Annotated in this window: 17 protein-coding genes; 4 read left to right on the top strand and 13 right to left on the bottom strand. The window is 70.2% G+C overall.

Features of this window, described 5'->3' with window-relative positions; translation table 11 throughout:
• Nucleotides 1-78 precede the first annotated feature (78 nt).
• The 4 genes from BST28156_RS11875 (at nt 79) to BST28156_RS11860 (ending at nt 4,288) form a co-directional block, all read left to right on the top strand.
• Nucleotides 79-816, top strand: coding sequence for a TetR/AcrR family transcriptional regulator (locus BST28156_RS11875; protein ID WP_009695432.1), 738 nt, complete (start codon nt 79-81; stop codon nt 814-816).
• Complete coding sequence (locus tag BST28156_RS11870) at nt 813-1,394, top strand: LOG family protein (RefSeq protein WP_060240818.1); 582 nt, start codon at nt 813-815, stop codon at nt 1,392-1,394. The genes BST28156_RS11875 and BST28156_RS11870 overlap by 4 nt, the downstream gene beginning before the upstream one ends.
• 22 nt (nt 1,395-1,416) lie before the next feature.
• Nucleotides 1,417-2,178, top strand: coding sequence for an SDR family oxidoreductase (locus BST28156_RS11865; protein ID WP_174902256.1), 762 nt, complete (start codon nt 1,417-1,419; stop codon nt 2,176-2,178).
• Between the two features lie 214 nt (nt 2,179-2,392).
• The gene (locus BST28156_RS11860; RefSeq protein ID WP_174902255.1) at nt 2,393-4,288 is read left to right on the top strand and encodes an ArnT family glycosyltransferase; all 1,896 of its coding nucleotides are present in this window, start codon (nt 2,393-2,395) and stop codon (nt 4,286-4,288) included.
• 96 nt (nt 4,289-4,384) lie between these two features.
• Here BST28156_RS11860 and BST28156_RS11855 read toward each other — a convergent pair whose 3' ends face one another.
• The 13 genes from BST28156_RS11855 to kdpF form a co-directional block, all read right to left on the bottom strand.
• The gene (locus BST28156_RS11855; RefSeq protein ID WP_174902254.1) at nt 4,385-5,002 is read right to left on the bottom strand and encodes a DUF924 family protein; all 618 of its coding nucleotides are present in this window, start codon (nt 5,000-5,002) and stop codon (nt 4,385-4,387) included.
• Nucleotides 4,999-5,730 carry an alanyl-tRNA editing protein gene (locus BST28156_RS11850; RefSeq protein ID WP_060240821.1) on the bottom strand — a complete coding sequence of 244 codons (732 nt, stop codon included), beginning with the start codon at nt 5,728-5,730 and terminating at the stop codon, nt 4,999-5,001. Before BST28156_RS11850 ends, BST28156_RS11855 begins: the two co-directional genes overlap by 4 nt.
• A 103-nt stretch (nt 5,731-5,833) precedes the next feature.
• Entirely contained in the window at nt 5,834-6,244 is a 411-nt protein-coding gene (locus BST28156_RS11845) for a group II truncated hemoglobin (protein WP_060240822.1), read from the bottom strand.
• A 41-nt stretch (nt 6,245-6,285) separates the two neighbouring features.
• On the bottom strand, nt 6,286-8,787 hold the full coding sequence (locus BST28156_RS11840; protein WP_254596370.1) for an ABC transporter permease: 2,502 nt from the start codon (nt 8,785-8,787) through the stop codon (nt 6,286-6,288).
• Between the two features lie 95 nt (nt 8,788-8,882).
• Complete coding sequence (locus BST28156_RS11835; RefSeq protein WP_060240824.1) at nt 8,883-9,500, bottom strand: DUF4126 domain-containing protein; 618 nt, start codon at nt 9,498-9,500, stop codon at nt 8,883-8,885.
• Between the two features lie 230 nt (nt 9,501-9,730).
• Nucleotides 9,731-10,051: a quaternary ammonium compound efflux SMR transporter SugE gene (gene sugE, locus BST28156_RS11830; RefSeq protein ID WP_060240825.1), complete on the bottom strand. Its 321-nt coding sequence runs from the start codon at nt 10,049-10,051 to the stop codon at nt 9,731-9,733.
• Nucleotides 10,052-10,202: 151 nt separating this feature from the next.
• On the bottom strand, nt 10,203-10,490 hold the full coding sequence (locus BST28156_RS11825) for a putative hemolysin (RefSeq protein WP_174902252.1): 288 nt from the start codon (nt 10,488-10,490) through the stop codon (nt 10,203-10,205).
• 143 nt (nt 10,491-10,633) lie between these two features.
• Complete coding sequence (gene kdpE / locus BST28156_RS11820; protein ID WP_040127870.1) at nt 10,634-11,332, bottom strand: two-component system response regulator KdpE; 699 nt, start codon at nt 11,330-11,332, stop codon at nt 10,634-10,636.
• Complete coding sequence (locus tag BST28156_RS11815) at nt 11,325-14,180, bottom strand: DUF4118 domain-containing protein (protein ID WP_174902251.1); 2,856 nt, start codon at nt 14,178-14,180, stop codon at nt 11,325-11,327. The genes kdpE and BST28156_RS11815 overlap by 8 nt, the downstream gene beginning before the upstream one ends.
• A gap of 151 nt (nt 14,181-14,331) precedes the next feature.
• Nucleotides 14,332-14,913: a potassium-transporting ATPase subunit KdpC gene (gene kdpC / locus BST28156_RS11810; protein WP_174902250.1), complete on the bottom strand. Its 582-nt coding sequence runs from the start codon at nt 14,911-14,913 to the stop codon at nt 14,332-14,334.
• Nucleotides 14,914-14,935: 22 nt separating this feature from the next.
• Nucleotides 14,936-17,047, bottom strand: a complete 2,112-nt coding sequence (kdpB, locus tag BST28156_RS11805; RefSeq protein ID WP_174902249.1) for a potassium-transporting ATPase subunit KdpB — start codon at nt 17,045-17,047, stop codon at nt 14,936-14,938.
• Between the two features lie 37 nt (nt 17,048-17,084).
• On the bottom strand, nt 17,085-18,890 hold the full coding sequence (gene kdpA / locus BST28156_RS11800; RefSeq protein WP_174902248.1) for a potassium-transporting ATPase subunit KdpA: 1,806 nt from the start codon (nt 18,888-18,890) through the stop codon (nt 17,085-17,087).
• A complete protein-coding gene (gene kdpF, locus BST28156_RS11795; protein ID WP_017331558.1) occupies nt 18,887-18,979 on the bottom strand; it encodes a K(+)-transporting ATPase subunit F in 93 nt (30 codons plus the stop codon). Before kdpF ends, kdpA begins: the two co-directional genes overlap by 4 nt.
• Nucleotides 18,980-19,070 lie beyond the last annotated feature (91 nt).

Raw genomic sequence — 19,070 nt, 5'->3', positions numbered from 1 at the left:
AAGAACAGCAACCCGCGCCGGACGAATCTCGCAGCATCTGCAGCGCTCGCCAGTCCGGCGCATACAGGGCCGGACGACATGGAAGCGAAACCTCCCCGCCGCACCCGCGAACGGATTCTCGAGTTGTCGTTGAAACTCTTCAACGAAATCGGCGAGCCGAACGTCACGACCACGACCATCGCCGAGGAAATGGAAATCAGTCCAGGCAACCTGTACTACCATTTCCGCAACAAGGACGACATCATCAACAGCATCTTCGCGCAGTTCGAGCAGCAGATCGAACGGCGGCTGCGCTTCCCCGAAGATCATCGTCCGACGATCGACGAAACCTGGTCGTACCTGCAGTACATGGCCGATTTCATGTGGACCTACCGGTTCCTGTATCGCGACCTGAACGACCTGCTCGCGCGCAACCGCACGCTCGAGACGCACTTCAAGCAGATCATCAGCCACAAGGTGCGCTTCGCGCGCGAGATGTGCGAACTGCTCGTGTCCGATGCCGAGATGGTCGCGACGCCGGCCGAAATCGAAGTCATCGCGACCAACATGGCCGTGATCTCCACGTACTGGCTGTCGTATCAGTATGTGATGCACCCGCGCAAGTACAACGACCAGGATGCGATCCGAGAGGAGCTGCACCAGGTCAGCATGCACGTGATCTCGGTGATGGCGCCGTACCTGCGCGGCCGCTCGCGCCAGCTGTTCGACGATCTCGTGTCCGGCAAGCTGCCCAAGCGCCAGTTCGCCGACTACCTGCCGCCGCGCGACGGCTCGCCGCGCACGGCGTCCCCCGCCACGAAGGATACGAAGCAATGAAGGCCGTTTGCGTCTACTGCGGGTCCGCGCCCGGTGCGCGCCCCGTCTATACCGAAGCGGCGCGCGCGTTCGGCCGCGCGCTCGTCGACGCGGGCCTCACGCTGGTCTACGGCGGCGGCCGCGTCGGCCTGATGGGCGTGATCGCCGACGAAGTGATGGCGGCCGGCGGCCGTGCGGTCGGCGTGATTCCCGAACTGCTGGTCGACAAGGAAGTCGGCCATACGGGGCTGTCGGAACTGCACGTCGTGCCCGACATGCACCACCGCAAGAAGATGATGGCCGACCTCGCCGACGCGTTCGTCGCGATGCCCGGCGGCGCCGGCACGCTCGAGGAATTCTTCGAGGTCTACACGTGGGCGCAGCTCGGCTATCACCGCAAGCCCGTCGCGCTGTACAACATCGATTCGTTCTACGATCCGCTGATCGCGTTGCTGCGCCATACGGTCGACGAAGGCTTCATGCGCCCGGCCTATTTCGACGCGCTGTGCATCGACGCCGAACCGGTCGCGCTGATCGACCGGCTGCGCGCCTACCAGCCGCCCGCCCGCGACAAATGGGCTTCCGACGCAGCGAAGTGAACCCGACCGGGAGCCGCAAGCGATGAACGCATCGTCCGCACGCAAGGCCGTCCTCATCACCGGCGCGAGCCGCGGCATCGGCCGCGCGACCGCCGTGCTGGCGGCCGCGCGCGGCTGGGACGTCGGCATCAACTACGCGCGCGACGCGGCGGCGGCCGAGTCGGTCGCGCAAGCCGTGCGCGACGCGGGCGGCCGTGCGTGCGTCGTGGCCGCCGACGTCGCGAACGAGGCCGACGTCATCGCGATGTTCGACACCGTCGCGACCGCGTTCGGCCGCCTCGATGCGCTCGTCAACAATGCGGGCATCGTCGCGCCGTCGCTGCCGCTCGCCGACATGCCGGCCGACCGACTGCGGCGGATGTTCGACACCAACGTACTCGGCGCCTACCTGTGTGCGCGCGAAGCCGCGCGGCGGCTGTCTACCGACCGCGGCGGCCATGGCGGCGCGATCGTCAATGTGTCGTCGATCGCCGCGCGGCTCGGCTCGCCGAACGAATACGTCGATTACGCGGGCTCGAAGGGCGCGGTCGATTCGCTGACGATCGGCCTCGCGAAGGAACTCGGCCCGCATGGCGTGCGCGTCAACGCGGTGCGCCCGGGCCTGATCGAAACCGAAATCCACGCGAGCGGCGGCCAGCCGGGCCGCGCCGCCCGGCTCGGCGCGCAGACGCCGCTCGGCCGCGCCGGCGAGGCGCACGAGATCGCCGAGGCGATCCTGTGGCTGCTGAGCGACGCCGCGTCGTACACGACAGGCACCCTGCTCGACGTCGGCGGCGGCCGCTGAACGCCCGTCCGCCATGCGCAGCGCATCGAATCGTCACGACACCACAAATCTCCACAATTCCGTGACGAATTCAGTAAACATCCGTAACAATTTCATGGTCTACTAGCGGCCGATTCGACAGACGGTCCTGCCGTCTCTCCGCTGCCACCGAGGCAGTCCTTTATCGGCCCGGCCCATGTCGCCGGACCGGCACGACCCAACCGAGATCTTTTCCATGCCTGGAACCGCAGCGCCCAGCCGGCGACGCACGTCCGTGCCCGCCCCGGCCCCGCACGCCCGCTCGATCGCCGATGCCGAACGCGTCGCCGCCACGCGCGAGGCCGGCGCCTCCGCGATGAGCGGCGGCGCTGCGACGACCGCGTCGCGCGGCCGCGTCGCGCTGCTGCTTGGCTGGCGGGCCTGGCTGCTGGCCGCCGCGCTGTTCTGCGCATATGCGCTGCCGGGCGTGCTCGGCCACGACCCGTGGAAGCAGGACGAAACCTATACGTTCGGCATCATCCAGCACATGCTGGAAACGGGCGACTGGGTCGTGCCGACCAATGCCGGCCAGCCGTTCATGGAAAAACCGCCGCTCTACGCGTGGGTCGCCACCAGCCTCGCATGGCTGCTGCAGCGCGTGATGCCGCTGCACGACGCGGCGCGGCTCGCGAGCGCGCTGTTCGCGATGCTCGCGTTCGGCTGCGTCGCGCGTGCGGCGCGCGCCGCGAGCCGCGCGGACAGCTGGTTCGACCTGCGCGTGATCGGGCCGGTCGTGCTGAGCGCGAGCACGCTGGTCGTCATCAAGCACGTGCACGACATGATGACGGACGTCGCGCTGTTCGCCGGCACGGCGATGGGATTCTGCGGGCTGCTCGAACTCGTGATGCACCACGTCGCGCGCGCACGGCAGTTGCGGCACGGGCTGCCGGTGCGGCCGTCGAACCGCTGGGCCGCGCCGCTGTTCGGCGCGGGCGTCGGCATCGCGCTGATGGCCAAGGGGCTGTTCGTGCCGCTCGTGTTCGCGGCCACGCTCACGGCCGTGCCGGTGCTCTACCCGGCCTGCCGCACCCGTGCGTTCGCGCGCGCGCTCGGCGTCGCCGCGCTCGTGTTCGCGCCGTTCGCGCTGATCTGGCCGACCGCACTGTTCATGCGCTCCGAAACGCTGTTCCTCGCGTGGTTCTGGGACAACAACGTCGGCCGCTTCTTCGGCTTCTCGGTGCCCGAACTCGGTTCGGAAAACGACAAGCCGTTCTTCATCCTGCGCGCGTTCGTCGGCGTCGGCTTCCCCGTAGCGCCGCTCGCGATCGTCGCGCTCGCACGCGGCGCATGGCGCGACTGGCGCACGCCGCGCATCGCGCTGCCGGTGCTGTTCGCCGGCATCGGCCTCGCGGTGCTGCAAATATCCGCCACCTCGCGCCAGCTCTACATCCTGCCGTTCTTCGCGCCGCTCGCGCTGGTCGCCGCGCAGGCCATCGACCGCCTGCCGCACGGGCTGCATCGTGCATGGGATTACCTGAGCCGCGCGTTGTTCGGCGCCGTGGTCGTGCTGGCCTGGGCGGTCTGGTCGGTGATGGCCGACCCGACGATGTCGCGCGCGCATCTCGCGCCGCTCGGCCGCTGGCTGCCGCTCGACTGGACGATGCCGATCGAGCCGGGCCTCGTGCTCGGCGCGCTCGCGCTGACGCTCGGCTGGCTGTGGCTGCTGCCGAAGCTGCGCACGACCGGTCGCTGGCGCGGCGCGCTGTCGTGGGGCGCGGGCGCGCTGGTCGCGTGGGGGCTCGTCTATACGCTGCTGCTGCCGTGGCTCGACGTCGCGAAGAGCTACCGGTCGGTGTTCGACGACCTGAACGCGCATCTCGCGCTCGAATGGAACGACGGCGACTGCATGGCCAGCCTGCACGGGCTCGGCGAGTCGGAAGCGCCGATGCTGTACTACTTCTCGGGCATCCAGCACGTGCCGATCGACGACGCGAAATCGACCCGCTGCACGTGGATGATCGTCCAGGGTGTGCGGGCCGTCGATCCGGCGCCCGGCCGCGAATGGCAGCTGTACTGGTCGGGCGCGCGGCCCGGCGACAACGACGAACTGCTGCGCGTCTACGTGCGTACGCCGGAGCAGCACGCGCCCTGACGCGAGGCGGCGTGGCGCATCAGCGCTGCCGCCTTGATCCCCTTCCCTCTCGATGACGGCACCCCGGCGCGACATGCGCGGGGCCGCCCTCCATCCTCAGAACGACGAACCCGGCTCGCGCATAAACGCGGCTTCGTCGTCGGTCGACGCGCGGCCGAGGATCGCATTCCGGTGCGGAAAGCGGCCGAAGCGTTCGATCACGGCCGCGTGCCGCAGCGCGAAGTCGTGATAGCCGTCGCAACCGGCCTCGGCGCGAATCCCCGCGCACAGGCGCACCGCTTCGCGCTGGCTCGCGGCCGACTCGTCGTGCTCGAACGGCAGGTACGCGAACGCACGGTGATGCCCGCTCGGCAGCTGCGCGTCCCAGCCGGCCGCGACGACGCGCCGCGCGAGCGCGAGCGCCTTCGGATCGGCCGCAAACGCGCGCGGCGTGCCGCGATGGATATTGCGCGAGAACTGGTCGAGCACGACGATCAGCGCGAGCGCGCCGAGCGGCGATTCGGCCCAGTGATCGCATGCGCCGTCGCACGCGGCATCGAGCAGCGCGCCGTAATGCGCGCGCAACGACGCGTCGAACGCCGCGCCGCCGCTGAACCAGACCTTGCGTTTCCGCCCGAATTCGGCCGAACCCGGCGCGCCGAACCAGAAATCGAGGATCTCGCGTGCCTGCGGATCGAGCGTTGCCGCGCCGTGCGCCGGTAATGCGTTCGTCATGCAAACTCCAGTACGAGGCGCCGCGTGCGCGCACTCTTCTTTTCCAGTTTCGCGACCCGCAGCGCGCCGATCTCCGACGTATTGCGCACGTGCGTGCCGCCGCACGGCTGCAGGTCGACGCCTTCGATGCGCAGCAGCCGCACGCGGCCGAGCCCCATCGGCGGCTTCACGCTCATCGTGCGCACGAGCTCGGGCCGCGCGGCCATCTCGTCGTCGGTGATCCATTCGGTCGCGACCGGATGCGCGCCGCCGACCAGTTCGGCGAGACGCCGCTCGACAGCATCGCGGTCGATCGCGTCGGACGTCGCGAAGTCGAGCCGCACGTAGTCGGCCGTCACGCTGCAGCCGTCGACCGGATACGGCAGCACCGCGCACATCAGGTGCGCGGCCGTATGCAGGCGCATGTGCCGATAGCGGCGCGTCCAGTCGATCGTCGCGACCACGCGCGCGCCGGGCGCCAGCGCCGCCAGGCCGGCCTCCTGCCCGGCCGCCGGCACGTGCACGGCGTCGTCGGGCGTCGCGCCGTCGAACTTCGCCTTGCGCGTGTCGGCGATCGCGATCGTGCTGCCGTCGGCCAGCGTCAGCGTGCCGCTGTCGCCGGCCTGGCCGCCGCCGAGCGGATAGAACACCGTGCGGTCGAGCCGGAGGCCGTCGTCGCCGACGGCCTCGACGACCGCGTCGCAGTGCGTGAGATACGCGTCTTCGCGAAACAGGGCTTGTGTCGTCATCGGGCGGAACTCGTATCGAGGGAGGAAACGGCCAGTGTCGCGCCGCGCGGCGCGCGCGCCCAGCGCAGCTCGCCCGGCGTGCGGGCAGCGGCGTATCGGTCGATCAACCGGGCCGGTTGCGCATCCAGTCGGCCGTATCGTAGAACGAATGCATCAATCGCTCGCGCAGCGGCTCCGGCAGGCCGACATCCTCCATCGCCCACGCCATGCAGCGCAGCCACTGGTCGCGCTCGACCGACGCGATCGGGAACGGCAGGTGCCGCGCCCGCAGCCGCGGATGGCCGAACCGGCCGATGTAGTGATCGGGGCCGCCGAGCCAGCCGCACAGGAACCAGAACAGCTTGTCGCGGGAACCGTCGAGCGACGCCGGATGCAGCGCGCGAATCTGCGCGAACTCGGGCTCGAGATCCATCAGGTCGTAGAAGCGGTCCACCATTTCGCGCACGCGGGCTTCGCCGCCTACGAGTTCGAACGCCGTCGGCTGCGACGGCGCATCGTCATTCACATCGGTCATACGGATATCGGTATCAGGGTGTGAGGGGCCGCCGGCGACGCTCACGCGTCGCGCAGCGACTGCAGCGCGGGGCGCCGCAGCACATTATGCAGGCTCAGCCAGCCGGCCGCACCCGCGCATGCGATGCCGGCCGCGATGCCCGCCGGCACCAGCCACGGATCGACTGCGAGCCGGAAGTCGAACACGCGCGACGCAAGCACCCAGCCGACCGCGATCGCGCCCGCCGACGCCAGCGTGCCGGCCAGCGCGCCGACCACCACGAACTCCGCGCGCTGCACCGCATTGACCTGCGCGCGCGACGCGCCGAGCGCGCGCAGCAACGCGGCCTCGCGCACGCGCTCGTCGCGCGAGCCGGCCAGCGCCGTGTACAGCACCAGCACGCCGGCCGCGAGCGTGAACGCAAACAGGAACTGGACCGCGCCGATCACCTGCAGCATCATCCGCTGCAACTGCGCGAGGATCGGCGCGACGTCGATCGCGGTCAGGTTCGGATAGCGCGCGATCAGCGGATCGAGCAGCGCGGCGTCCGACGCCGGCAGATGGAAGCTCGTCAGATAGACGGCCGGAAAATCCTTCAGCACGGCGGGCGGCATCAGCACGAAGAAGTTCACGCGGAACGTGCCCCAGTCGAGCTTGCGCACGCTCGTGATCGGCGCATCGACGGTCAGCCCGGTCACGTCGAAGCGCAGCCTGTCGCCGGGCTTCACGTTGAGCGTCTTCGCGAGGCCGGCCTCGATCGAGATCTGCGGCGTCGATGCGGTGCCGAACCAGTCGCCTGCGACGACCCGGTTGTCCGGCGGCAGCTCGGTCGTATACGACAGATTGAACTCGCGGTCGACGAGCCGGCGCGCCTCGTCGGACGGATACGCATCGGGATTGACCGGCTTGCCGTCGATCGCGACGAGGCGGCCGCGCACCATCGGCGCCGGCACCGCGTCGCGTACGCCGTGCGCGGCCAGGTAGGCCGCGACGTCGTCGCGCTGGTCGGGCTGGATATCGATCAGGAACTGGTTCGGCGCATCGGGCGGCGTCGACTCGCGCCAGCCGGCGACCAGGTCGTTGCGCGTGATCGCGATCAGCAGCAGGCACATCAGGCCGAGCGCGAGCGCGGTGATCTGCAGCGCGCTCGCGGTGCCGCGCCGGTGCAGCGACGCAAGCGCATAGCGCCAGCCGACGCCGGCGGCGACCCGCGCGTTGCGCACCGCGCGCGCGGCCGCGAACAGCACGAGCCGCGCGATCAGCGCGAAGCCGACCAGCGCGCCGGCGAAGCCGCCCGCGACGATCAGGCCGAGCTTCAGGTTGCCGGCGGCGACGATCAGCAACCCCGCGAACAGCACGACGCCGAGCGCATAGGCTGCCCACGCGGTGCGCGACGCGTCGCCCCACTCGCGCCGCAGCACGCGCACCGGCGGCACGCGCGTGAGCGGCGCAAGCGGCGGCAGCGCGAAGCCGAGCAGCAGCACGAGCGCCGCGCCGACGCCGATCAGCGCGGGCCACGGCGTCGGCGGCGGCAGCACGACGTCGATCAGTCCGCCGAGCGCCGACAGCAGCGCCCAGTGGCCGCCATAGCCGAGCGCCGCGCCGGCGATGCCGGACACGATGCCGATCCCGGTGAATTCGAGCGCGAACAGCGCGCCGAGCGTGCGGCGGCTCACGCCGAGGCAGCGCATCGTCGCGCAGCCGTCGAGATGGCGCCGCATATAGCGCTGCGCGGCCATCGCGATCGCGACCGCCGCGAGCAACGCCGTCAGCAGTGCGACGAGCGTCAGGAAATGACGGGCGCGATCGAGCGTCTGCCGCACCTGCGGCTGCCCTTCCTGCAGCGACTCGAGGCCGACGCCGCGCAGCTTGCCGCCGTCGACGCGCGCGTGCGCATAGGCCTCGAAGCGCGCGACGGCCGGCGCGTCGCCGGCGACCAGCAGCCGATAGGTGACGCGGCTGCCGTAGCCCGTGAGCCCCGTCGCCGCCAGCTCATCGGCGCGCATCATCAGCCGCGGCGAGAAATTGACGAACGAGAAGCCGCGGTCGAGTTCGCGGGTGATCGATGCGGCGACCGTAAACGTGCGCAGCCCGACGCGCACGGTATCGCCTGCCTTCAGGTGCAGCGCGTCGAGCAGCGCGGGATCGGCCCACACGGTGCCGGGCGCGGGGATCGCGGTCGCCTTGCGCGCGGCGGCGGCACCGGCCGGCTGGATCTCGACCGCGCCGCGCAGCGGATAGCCGGGCGACACGGCCTTCACGGCCGCGAGGCGCGCAGGCGCGGCACCGCTTTGCTCGTCGACGGTCGACGCGATCATGCTCGGGAAGATCGCGGTCGTCGCAGTGCGCAGGCCGAGCGCGCGCGCCTCGCGGTCGAACGACGGATCGACCGGATGATCGGCGCGCACGACAAAATCGGCGCCGAGCATCTGGCGCGCGTCGCGTTCGAGCCCCTGGCGCAGCCGGTCGGCGAGAAAGCCGACGCTGGTCAGCGCGGCGACCGCGAGCACCAGCGCCAGCACGAGCAGCGTCAGTTCACCCGCGCGCCAGTCGCGCGCGGTCATCCGCGCGGCCTGCCGGATCAGGTCGCGCCAGCCGAAGCGGCCGGCATGCGCGGGCGGAGCACGGTCGGGACGCCCGACGACGGTCGGCTGCTGGCTCAATCGCGCTTGCCTCCGATCGCGTTGATGCGTGACACCATGTGATTCGCCATCCCGCGAAAACCGCCCGACACGCCGCGCCACAGGCGCGGCAGCGCCCACGCCGAAGCGGCGATGAACGCAGCGAGCAGCACCAGGAACACGAGCGGCACGAAAAACGCGAGCGCGAGCCCGCCGAATACGAGGCCGTCCTCGGTGGACGATGCGACCCAGTTGGAGACCGGTTCGGGAGACAGGTTGATCAGCGCGCGGGTGCCGGCCTTCGCGACATGCGCGGCGCCGGCGAGCGAGCCGCCGGCAAGCCCGGCGATCGCGAGCACGGTCGGATCGGCATGGCCGAGCGCGCCGGCCGCGAGCACCGCGCCGGCCGGGATGCGGATGAACGTATGCACGGCATCCCACAGCGAGTCGAAGGCGGGAATCTTGTCGGCGAGGAATTCGGTGACGGCCAGCACGGCCGCGGCGCCGATGACCCACGGCGACGTGAGGACCGCCAGCGTATCGGGCAGATGGAGCCAGCCAAAGCGCGCCAGCACGCCGGCGATCAGCACCGTCAGGTACAGACGCAGGCCGCTCGCCCATGCGAGCCCCGCGCCGAGCGAAATGGCTTCGATCATGGCCCTCTCCTTGCACGTGCCGTGCGCTTTGCCGATCGACCGGACCGAATCGGCACGTGTGGGTCGCGCGGCGCGTGGCGACCGGTGCCGGGTGCCGCCTCGCCCGCGTCTCGCGGTGCAACGGCATTCAGACCCGAATGCGTTCCATTATAGACAGGGTGGCGGGCCGGCCGGCGCAATTCCGCGGCGCCGCGCCCCGACGCAGACGCATTCGGGGCCGGCCCGCGGCCTTACGCGGCCGACGACAGTTTCAGGCCGATCAGTCCCATCACGATCAGCACGGCGCTCGCGACGCGCGCAACGGTCAGCGCCTCGCCCATCATCACGATGCCGAACACGAACGCGCCGACCGCGCCGATGCCGGTCCACACCGCATACGCAGTGCCGAGCGGCAGCTGGCGCATCGCGACCGCGAGCAGCCCGAAGCTCGCCAGCGCCGTGACGATCGTAAACACCGACGGCCCGAGCCGCGTGAAACCCTCCGACGATTTCATGCCGGCCGCCCAGGCCACTTCCAGCAAACCGGCTATAAACAACCATACCCACGCCATCTCGACGTACTCCGTATCGGATGGGGCCGTCCCCGTTGAAACGAATGACCCGGGGTCGTCCCCGGGCGGCGCGAGTATAACAAGTTGCTTACGAATGCGCCGCGCGTGCGGCCGATCGGTACGGCAGCCGCACGCGATCGGCCGCGCAAGGTCAGTTGGACACGCGCTTCGGCGCGACGCCGCCGACGCAGCGGTCGTCGCGGTACAGCGCCCACTCCTCGCATACGCGGCCGTCCTTGAATACGCACATGCCGACCTGCCCGCGCGGCAGGCTGCGGATCACGTGCCGGCCGCCGAGCTTCTCGCAGTTGACCGACGCGGGGTTGGCCAGCGCCGGCCGGGACGTCTGCGCGGGCTGCTGCCCCGGCGGCAGCGGTTGCGCAAGCGCGCCGGACACGGCAGATGCCAGTGCGCAGGAGACAGCGAAACGGACGAGCATGGCACGCTCCTCGTTTATTGTTCCGGAACGGTCAGCATAACGGGGAATGCGCGCCGGGTGTGGGGATCCGAGCACGTCGATGCGCGGCGGACCCGGCGCCGCGGAAGTCGAGCAAAATCCGCGCCGTGCCGCCGCGCCGCCCGTCACGCGGCGCCGACGAGCCGGTAGCCGACGCCCGTCTCGGTGACGATATGCTCCGGCTGCGCAGGATCGCGCTCAAGCTTCTGGCGCAGGTGCGCCATGTAGATGCGCAGATAGTGATGGCTCTCGACATGCGACGGCCCCCACACGTCGCGCAGCAGCTGGCGGTGCGTGAGCACGCGCCCCGCGTGCCGCACGAGCGTCGCGAGCAGCCGGTATTCGAGCGGCGTCAGGTGCACGATCTCGCCGTCGCGCCACACCTGGCGCAACGCGAGATCGACGCTCACGGTGCCGAAGCTCACCTTCGGCGATTCGTTCGCGCCGCCCTGGTTGCGCCGGCGCAGCTGCGCACGGATCCGCGCGCGCAGCTCGGACACGCCGAACGGCTTGGTCAGGTAGTCGTCCGCGCCGGCGTCGAGCGCGGCGACCTTCTCCTCTTCCTGCGTGCGCGCGGACAGCACGATCACCGGCACCTCGGACCAGCCGCGCAGTTCGCGGATCACGTCGAGCCCGTCGGTGTCGGGCAGGCCGAGATCGACGATCACGAGATCGGGCTTGCGCGTCGCCGCGTCGATCAGCCCCTGCTTGCCGGTCTCGGCCTCGAACACGGCGATGTCCTCCTCTTCGAGCGCGGCGCGCACGAAACGGCGGATCTGCTTTTCGTCCTCGATCAGGACGACGGTCAGGCTCGGTTCACTCATGGTCTGGCGATGATTCGGAGGAGGATGGCGCGGGCAGCGCGTCGGCTTCGTCGTCGGGCGCGGCGGGCGTGTCCGGCGGCGTGTCGACCGGCAGCGTGAACCAGAAGCGCGCGCCGCTTACGCGGCCGTCGGGCGCGGTGCGGTTGAGCGCGCCGATTCTACCGCCGTGCGCCTCGACGATCGCGCGGCAGATCGCGAGGCCGAGCCCGATGCCGGGCGTCGCCGATTCCTTCTCGCCGCGCGTGAACTTGTCGAAGATCCGCGTTTCCATGCCGGCCGGCAGGCCGGGGCCGTAATCGTCCACATGCACGCGCACGAACGGTCTCCCGTCGGGCTCGCCGTCGTCGGTCACGCGCTCCGCGCCGATCTCGATCGGCGTGTCGGGCGGCGTGTACTTCGCCGCGTTCTCGAACAGGTTGGTGAACAGGCGCTCCATCAGCACCGCGTCCATCTGCAGCAGCGGCAGGTCGGGCGGCAGCGCGACGCGCGCCGGATGGCGCGCGAGCACGCGCCTGCATGCGGCGAGCGCCGCGCCGACCGTCTCCTCGAGCAGCGACCACTGGCGCTTGAGCTGCAGGCTGCCGGCCTGCAGCCGCGCCATGTCGAGCAGGTTCGTGACGATGCCGGTCATCCGCAGCGCCTCGTCGTGGATCGCGTCGACGAGCTCGCCCTCGCGCTGCGCGAGGCGCCCGGCCGCGGCCGCGTCGCCGGCCGGTGCGGCCGCTCGACCGTTCGCGAGCATCGACGAGAAGCCGACGATCGTCGTGAGCGGCGTGCGCAGGTCGTGCGAGATCGCCGACAGCAGCGAGTTGCGCAGCCGCTCGGATTCCATGCTGACGAGCGCGTCGCGTGCGATCTCGACGTAATGCACGCGTTCGAGCGCGAGCGCGATCTGCGCGGCGAACGCATCGAGCATCCGCTGCTGCTCGGGCACCTCGAGCTCGCGCGGCTCCTTCGACGCGACCGCGAGCACGCCGCGCGTGCGCATCGGCGCCTTCAGCGGCAGGTACAGCGCGGTCGTCGCGGGCAGCGTGTCGGTGCCGCGGCCGGCCGGCTTCTGCTGGTCGTACACCCACTGGCCGACGTCGCTGTCGAGATCGGCGCCGGTCAGCGTGACGGCCGCGTCGGGATCCTCGATCTTCTGCTGCACCTGGTCCGCGCTGTCCGGCAGCAGGATCGCGACGCGCGCGCGGAACACCTCGCCCACGTGGCGGCTGCCGATCTCGACGATCTGCTCGGTCGTCAGCGCGGCGCCCAGCTCGCGCGCCATCGCATAGATCGCGCCGGTGCGGCGTTCGCGGCGCTGCGCGAGGTCGGCCTCGCGGGTCAGGCTCGACGTCAGGTGACTGATCACGAGCGACGTCAGCAGCATCCCGAAGAAGGTCAGCAGGTACTGCGTGTCGCTGACCGACAGCGACATGCGCGGCGGCACGAAGAAGAAATCGAACGCGGCCACCGACAGGAACGACTGCAGCACGCCCGGACCGCGGCCGAGCCGCACGGCCGAGAACACCACGCCGAGCAGGTACAGCATCACGAGATTGGTCAGGTCGAGCCGCTCGGCGACGAAGCTCGCGACCACCGTGATCGCCGCGCAGATCGCGGCCGCGTACGCATAGTGGCGCGGCGGCGAACGATGGCCGCCGAGCCGCGCGAATGCGTCGCGCCAGTCGCGCACGCGCGCATCGAGCGGCGCCGCGCGCACCTCGTCGCTCGCCGACGCGCGGATCAGCATCAGGTCGACGTCGCCCGCGCGCTCGGCGAGCCGGTCGCCGAACGGCCGTGCGAACCAGCGCGCGAGACCGGTCTTCTGCGAGCCGCCGGCGACGACCTTCGACACGTTGCGCACCTTCGCATAGCCGATCAGCGCGGCGACCGCGTCGCTCCCGGCGAGCGTGGCCGTCTCCGCACCGAGTTCCGCCGCGAGCTTCAGCGCGTCGAGCGTGCGCTGCCGCTGCGCATCGGGCAGCCGCTGCAGGCGCGGCGTCTCGACATAGACGGCGATCCAGTCGGCCTTCAGGCTCGCGGCGAGCCGCGCGGCCGCGCGCACCAGCGTCGGCGCCTCGGGGCCCGGCCCGACGCAGACCAGCAAGCGCTCGCGCGCCTGCCAGATGCGCTGGATCGAGCGGTCCGCCCGGTACTCGCGCATCTGCGCGTCGACGCGATCGGCAGTGCGCCGCAGCGCGAGTTCGCGCAGCGCGATCAGGTTGCCCTTGCGGAAGAAATTGCGCACCGCGCGCTCGGCCTGCTGCGCGAGATAAACCTTGCCGTCGCGCATCCGCGCGAGCAGTTCCTCGGCCGGCAGGTCGACCAGCGTGACCTCGTCGGCCGCGTCGAACACGCGGTCGGGCACGGTCTCCCACACGCGAATGCCGGTGATCGCGCCGACCACGTCGTTCAGGCTTTCGAGATGCTGGACGTTGACGGTCGTATACACGTCGATGCCCGCATCGAGCAGTTCGTACACGTCCTGCCAGCGCTTCAGGTGCCGCGCGCCCTGCACGTTCGAATGCGCGAGCTCGTCGACGAGGATCAGCTGCGGCGCGCGCGCGAGCGCGGCGTCCAGATCGAATTCGGCGAGCGTGCGACCGCGATAGTCGAGGCGCGCGAGCGGCAGCACGTCGAGGCCGTCGAGCAGCGCGGCGGTTTCGCCGCGGCCGTGCGTCTCGACGATGCCGACCACGACGTCGACGCCGTCCTGCTTGCGCTGGCGTGCGGCCTGCAGCATCGCGTAGGTCTTGCCGACGCCGGCCGATGCGCCGAAGAAGATCTTGAGCTGGCCGCGCCGCTGCTTTTCTTCGTCGCGTTGCAGCTTGTCGAGCAGTTGGTCGGGATCGGGGCGGTTCATGCTGGCGGAAGGCGGAGCGCCCGGGGACGCGCAAGTGAAAGCATTGTCGATCCAAATCGCCACAAAAGGCAAAGACGGCGCGCGCGCCGTCGAAAAACCCGCGTCCGGCGCGGCGCGGGCCGCACCGGACGGCTCGTGCCGCGCCGCGCGCTCAGTGCGCGGCCTGTGCCGCGTCGAGCGCGAGGTTCAGCTTCAGCACGTTCACGCGCGGCTCGCCGAGCACGCCGAACTGGCGCCCCGTCGTGTTCGCGGCGACGAGCCGCGCAACCGCGTCGGGCGCCAGCTTGCGCACCTTCGCGACGCGCTCGACCTGGTAGGCGGCGGCGGCCGGCGTGATCTCCGGATCGAGGCCGCTGGCCGACGCCGTCACGAGGTCGACCGGCACCGGCTGCGACAGGTCGGTGCCCGCGTCGCGCAACGCGGCGATGCGCGCCTTCACCTGGTCGGCAAGCGACGGGTTCAGCGGGCCGAGGTTCGAGCCGCCGGAGCCGGTCGCGTTGTACGGCATCGGCGCGGTGGCCGACAGCCGCCCCCAGAAGTATTTCGGCGCGTCGAACTGCTGGCCGATCAGCGCGGAGCCGACGACCTGGCCGTTGCGCTCGATCAGGCTGCCGTTCGCCTGCGACGGGAACACGGCCTGGCCGAACGCGGTCAGCGCCGCCGGATACGCGAGCCCCGTGACCGCGGTCAGCACGGCAAAGATCACGACGAGCGGACGAATCAACGATTTCATGATGGTTCCTTCGAGTGGCGCATCAGGCCCAGCCGAGCGCGGCGAGCGTCATGTCGATCAGCTTGATGAACGGGAACGGCAGCAGCACGCCGCCGAGGCCGTACACCAGCAGGTTGCGGCGCAGCAGCGAAGCGGCGCCGAGCGGCCGATAGGTGACGCCCTTCAGCGCGAGCGGAATCAGCGCGACGATGATCAGCGCGTTGAAGATCACCGCCGACAGGATCGCCGACGCCGGCGAGCTCAGATGCATGATGTCGAGCACCTTCAGCTGCGGATAGGTCGTCACGAACGCGGCCGGGATGATCGCGAAATACTTCGCGATATCGTTCGCGATCGAGAACGTCGTCAGCGAGCCGCGCGTCATCAGCATCTGCTTGCCGATCTCGACGATCTCGATCAGCTTGGTCGGGTTCGAGTCGAGGTCGACCATGTTGCCCGCTTCCTTCGCGGCCTGCGTGCCGGTGTTCATCGCGACCGCGACGTCGGCCTGCGCGAGCGCCGGCGCGTCGTTGGTGCCGTCGCCCGTCATCGCGACGAGGCGCCCGGCCGCCTGGTGCTCGCGGATCGTCGCGAGCTTGGTTTCCGGCGTCGCTTCCGCGAGGAAGTCGTCGACGCCCGCCTCCGCCGCGATCGCCGCGGCCGTCAGCCGGTTGTCGCCCGTCACCATCACGGTCTTGATGCCCATCTTGCGCAGCTCCGCGAAACGCTCCTTGATGCCGCCCTTCACGATGTCCTTCAGCTCGATCACGCCGAGCACGCGCGCCGCGCCCTGCTGCAGGTCGGCGACGACGAGCGGGGTGCTGCCGCGGCGCGCGACGTCGTCGACCGCGCGGCGCACTTCGTCGGGAAAGCGCCCGCCGTGCGTCTCGACATAGCGCTTGATCGCGTCGGCCGCGCCCTTGCGGATCTCGCGGTGCGGCGCCCCGGAGGAAGTCCCCTTGGGGGACAGGTCGACGCCGCTCATGCGCGTCTGCGCGGAGAAGCCGAGGAAGGTCGCATGCAGCTGCGCCATGTCGCGCTGGCGAATGTTGAAGCGCTCCTTCGCGAGCACGACGATGCTACGGCCCTCAGGTGTCTCGTCGGCGAGCGACGACAGCTGCGCGGCGTCGGCCAGCGCCTCCTCCGTCACGCCGGGCGCCGGCACGAACAGCGACGCCTGGCGATTGCCGAGCGTGATCGTGCCGGTCTTGTCGAGCAGCAGCACGTCGACGTCGCCCGCTGCCTCGACCGCGCGGCCCGACGTCGCGATCACGTTCGCCTGCATCATCCGGCTCATCCCGGCCACGCCGATCGCGGACAGCAACCCGCCGATGGTGGTCGGGATCAGGCACACGAGCAGCGCGACCAGCGCGGTGATCGTCACTACATGGCCGGCCTTCATCGCGTCGACCGAGAACATCGAGAACGGCAGCAGCGTCGCGGTCGCGAGCAGCATCACGATCGTCAGCGCAACCAGCAGGATCGTCAGCGCGACCTCGTTCGGCGTCTTCTTGCGCTTCGCGCCTTCGACCATCGCGATCATCCGGTCGAGGAACGCCTCGCCCGGGTTCGCGGTGACCTGCACGACGATCCAGTCGGACAGCACGCGCGTGCCGCCCGTGACGGACGAGAAGTCGCCGCCCGACTCGCGAATCACCGGCGCGGATTCGCCGGTGATCGCCGATTCGTCGACCGACGCGACGCCGTCGACGACTTCGCCGTCGGCCGGAATCACGTCGCCGGCCTCGACCAGCACGACGTCGCCCTTGCGCAGGTCGGACGCGGTCGTGATGCGGATCGGCGACTTCGGATGCGGCTCGTTGAGCTTCTTCGCCATCACGTCCTTCTTCGCGCTGCGCAGCGACGCGGCCTGCGCCTTCGAGCGCCCTTCGGCGAGCGCCTCCGCGAAGTTCGCGAACAGCACCGTGAACCACAGCCACAGCGCGATCGCGAGGATGAAGCCGGCCGGCGCCTCGGCCTGCCCGGTGAGCGCGGCGATCCACAGCACCGTCGTCAGGATGCTGCCGACATAAACGCAGAACATCACCGGGTTGCGGAACTGCGTGCGCGGCGTGAGTTTCTTGAACGACTCCACGATCGCCGGGCGCACGAGCGCCGGGTCGAACATGGAGCGGGTAGCGGAATGTTGAGTCATTGCGATCTCTTCGATGCCTTGTCGTTTCGGCCGCGCGTCATGCGCCCAGCCACATCATCAGATGCTCGACGCCCGGGCCGAGCGCGAGCGCCGGCACGTAGGTCAGCGCGCCGACCAGCAGCACCGTGCCGAGCAGCAGCACGACGAACAGCGGGCCGTGCGTCGGCAGCGTGCCGCTCGTCGCCGCGATGCGCTTCTTCGCCGCGAGCGAGCCGGCGATCGCCAGCACCGGCACGATCGTGCCGAAGCGGCCGAACCACATCGCGATCGCGGTCATCCAGTTGTAGAACGGCGTGCCGACCGTCAGGCCCGCAAACGCGCTGCCGTTGTTGTTCGCAGCCGAGCTGAACGCGTAGAGGATTTCCGAGAAGCCGTGCGGGCCGGGGTTCGCGATGCCGGCCCTGCCCGCGCCGGCAAGCACGGCGATCGACGTGCCGACCAGCACCAGCAGCGGCGTGAGCAGCACGACGATCGACACCATCTTCATCTCGTACGACTCGATCTTCTTGCCGACGTACTCGGGCGTGCGGCCGATCATCAGCCCCGCGACGAACACCGCGAGCAGCGCGAATACGAGCATCCCGTAGAGCCCCGAGCCGACCCCGCCGAACACCACCTCGCCGAGCTGCATCAGCAGCATCGGCACGAGGCCGCCGAGCGGCGTCAGCGAATCGTGCATCGTGTCGACCGCCCCGCACGACGCGGCCGTGGTCGCGACCGTGAAGATGCCGGTCTGCGCGATGCCGAAGCGCGTTTCCTTGCCTTCCATGTTGCCGCCCGGCTGCAGCGCGCTCGTCGACTGGTCGACGTGCAGCGCGGCCAGCGTCGGATTGCCGGCCTGCTCCGCGCCCACCTCGACGCCGATCGCGACCGCAAACGCGACCGTCATCGCCGCGAGCACCGCGATGCCCTGCCGGCGATCGCCGATCATGCGACCGAACACGAGACACAGCGCGGCCGGGATGATCAGGATCGCGAAGGTCTGCAGGAAGTTCGCGAACGGTGTCGGGTTCTCGTACGGATGCGCGGAGTTCGCGTTGAAGAAGCCGCCGCCGTTGGTGCCGAGCATCTTGATCGCTTCCTGCGACGCGACCGGGCCCATCGCGAGCGTCTGCTTCGTGAGCGGCGTGGGCACCGTCACCGCATTGCCCTTGTCGTCCTTGACCGGGTTGCCCTGCGCGTCGAGCTTCGGCGCCGCATAGGTGCTCGCCTGCAGCACCGGCACGTCCTGGTATGCCTTCATGTTCTGGATCACGCCCTGGCTCATCAGCAGCGCGGCGACGAGCGCCGCCATCGGCACCAGCACGTACAGCGTCACGCGCGTCAGGTCGACCCAGAAGTTGCCGATCGTCTGCGCGCTGTGGCGCGCGAAGCCGCGGATCAGCGCAATCACGACGACGATGCCGGTCGCCGCCGACAGGAAGTTCTGCACGGTCAGGCCGAGCATCTGCGTCAGGTAGCTGACCGTCTGCTCGGGCGTGTAGTCCTGCCAGTTCGTGTTGGTGACGAAGCTGACGGCCGTGTTGAACGCACCGTCGACCGTCATCGCGCCGAACTGCTGCGGGTTGCCCGGCAGCAGGCCCTGCACGCGCAGCAACGCATACAGGAACAGCGCGCCGAGCGCGTTGAACGCAATCGTCGCGATCGCATACTGCTTCCAGTTCATCTCGGTGCCGGCGTCGACGCCCGCGATGCGGTACAGCACGCGTTCGAGCGGCCCGAACACGCGCACGACGCGCGAGCTGCCGTCCATCACGGCCGACAGGTAGCGCGCAACCGGCACGGCCGCGGCCAGCAGCACGACGATGAACAGCAGCGCCTGCAACAGGTTGTTCGCGTTCATTCGATGTCCTCCGCGCGCAGCAGCGCATAGACGAGATACGCGAACAACAGGGCGGTCGAAGCGCCCGCCAGCCAGAGCATCCAGGTCATGCTCGCCCCCCGCGGCCGTATTGCGCGAGCTTGTCGCAACCGGCGATCAAACCGAGGATCAGCGCGGTGAAGAGCACCAGTGCGCCGATGA

The sequence above is a fragment of the Burkholderia pseudomultivorans genome (assembly GCF_902499075.1).
Lineage (GTDB): Bacteria > Pseudomonadota > Gammaproteobacteria > Burkholderiales > Burkholderiaceae > Burkholderia > Burkholderia pseudomultivorans.
This window is presented reverse-complemented; position numbering and strand designations above follow the sequence as displayed.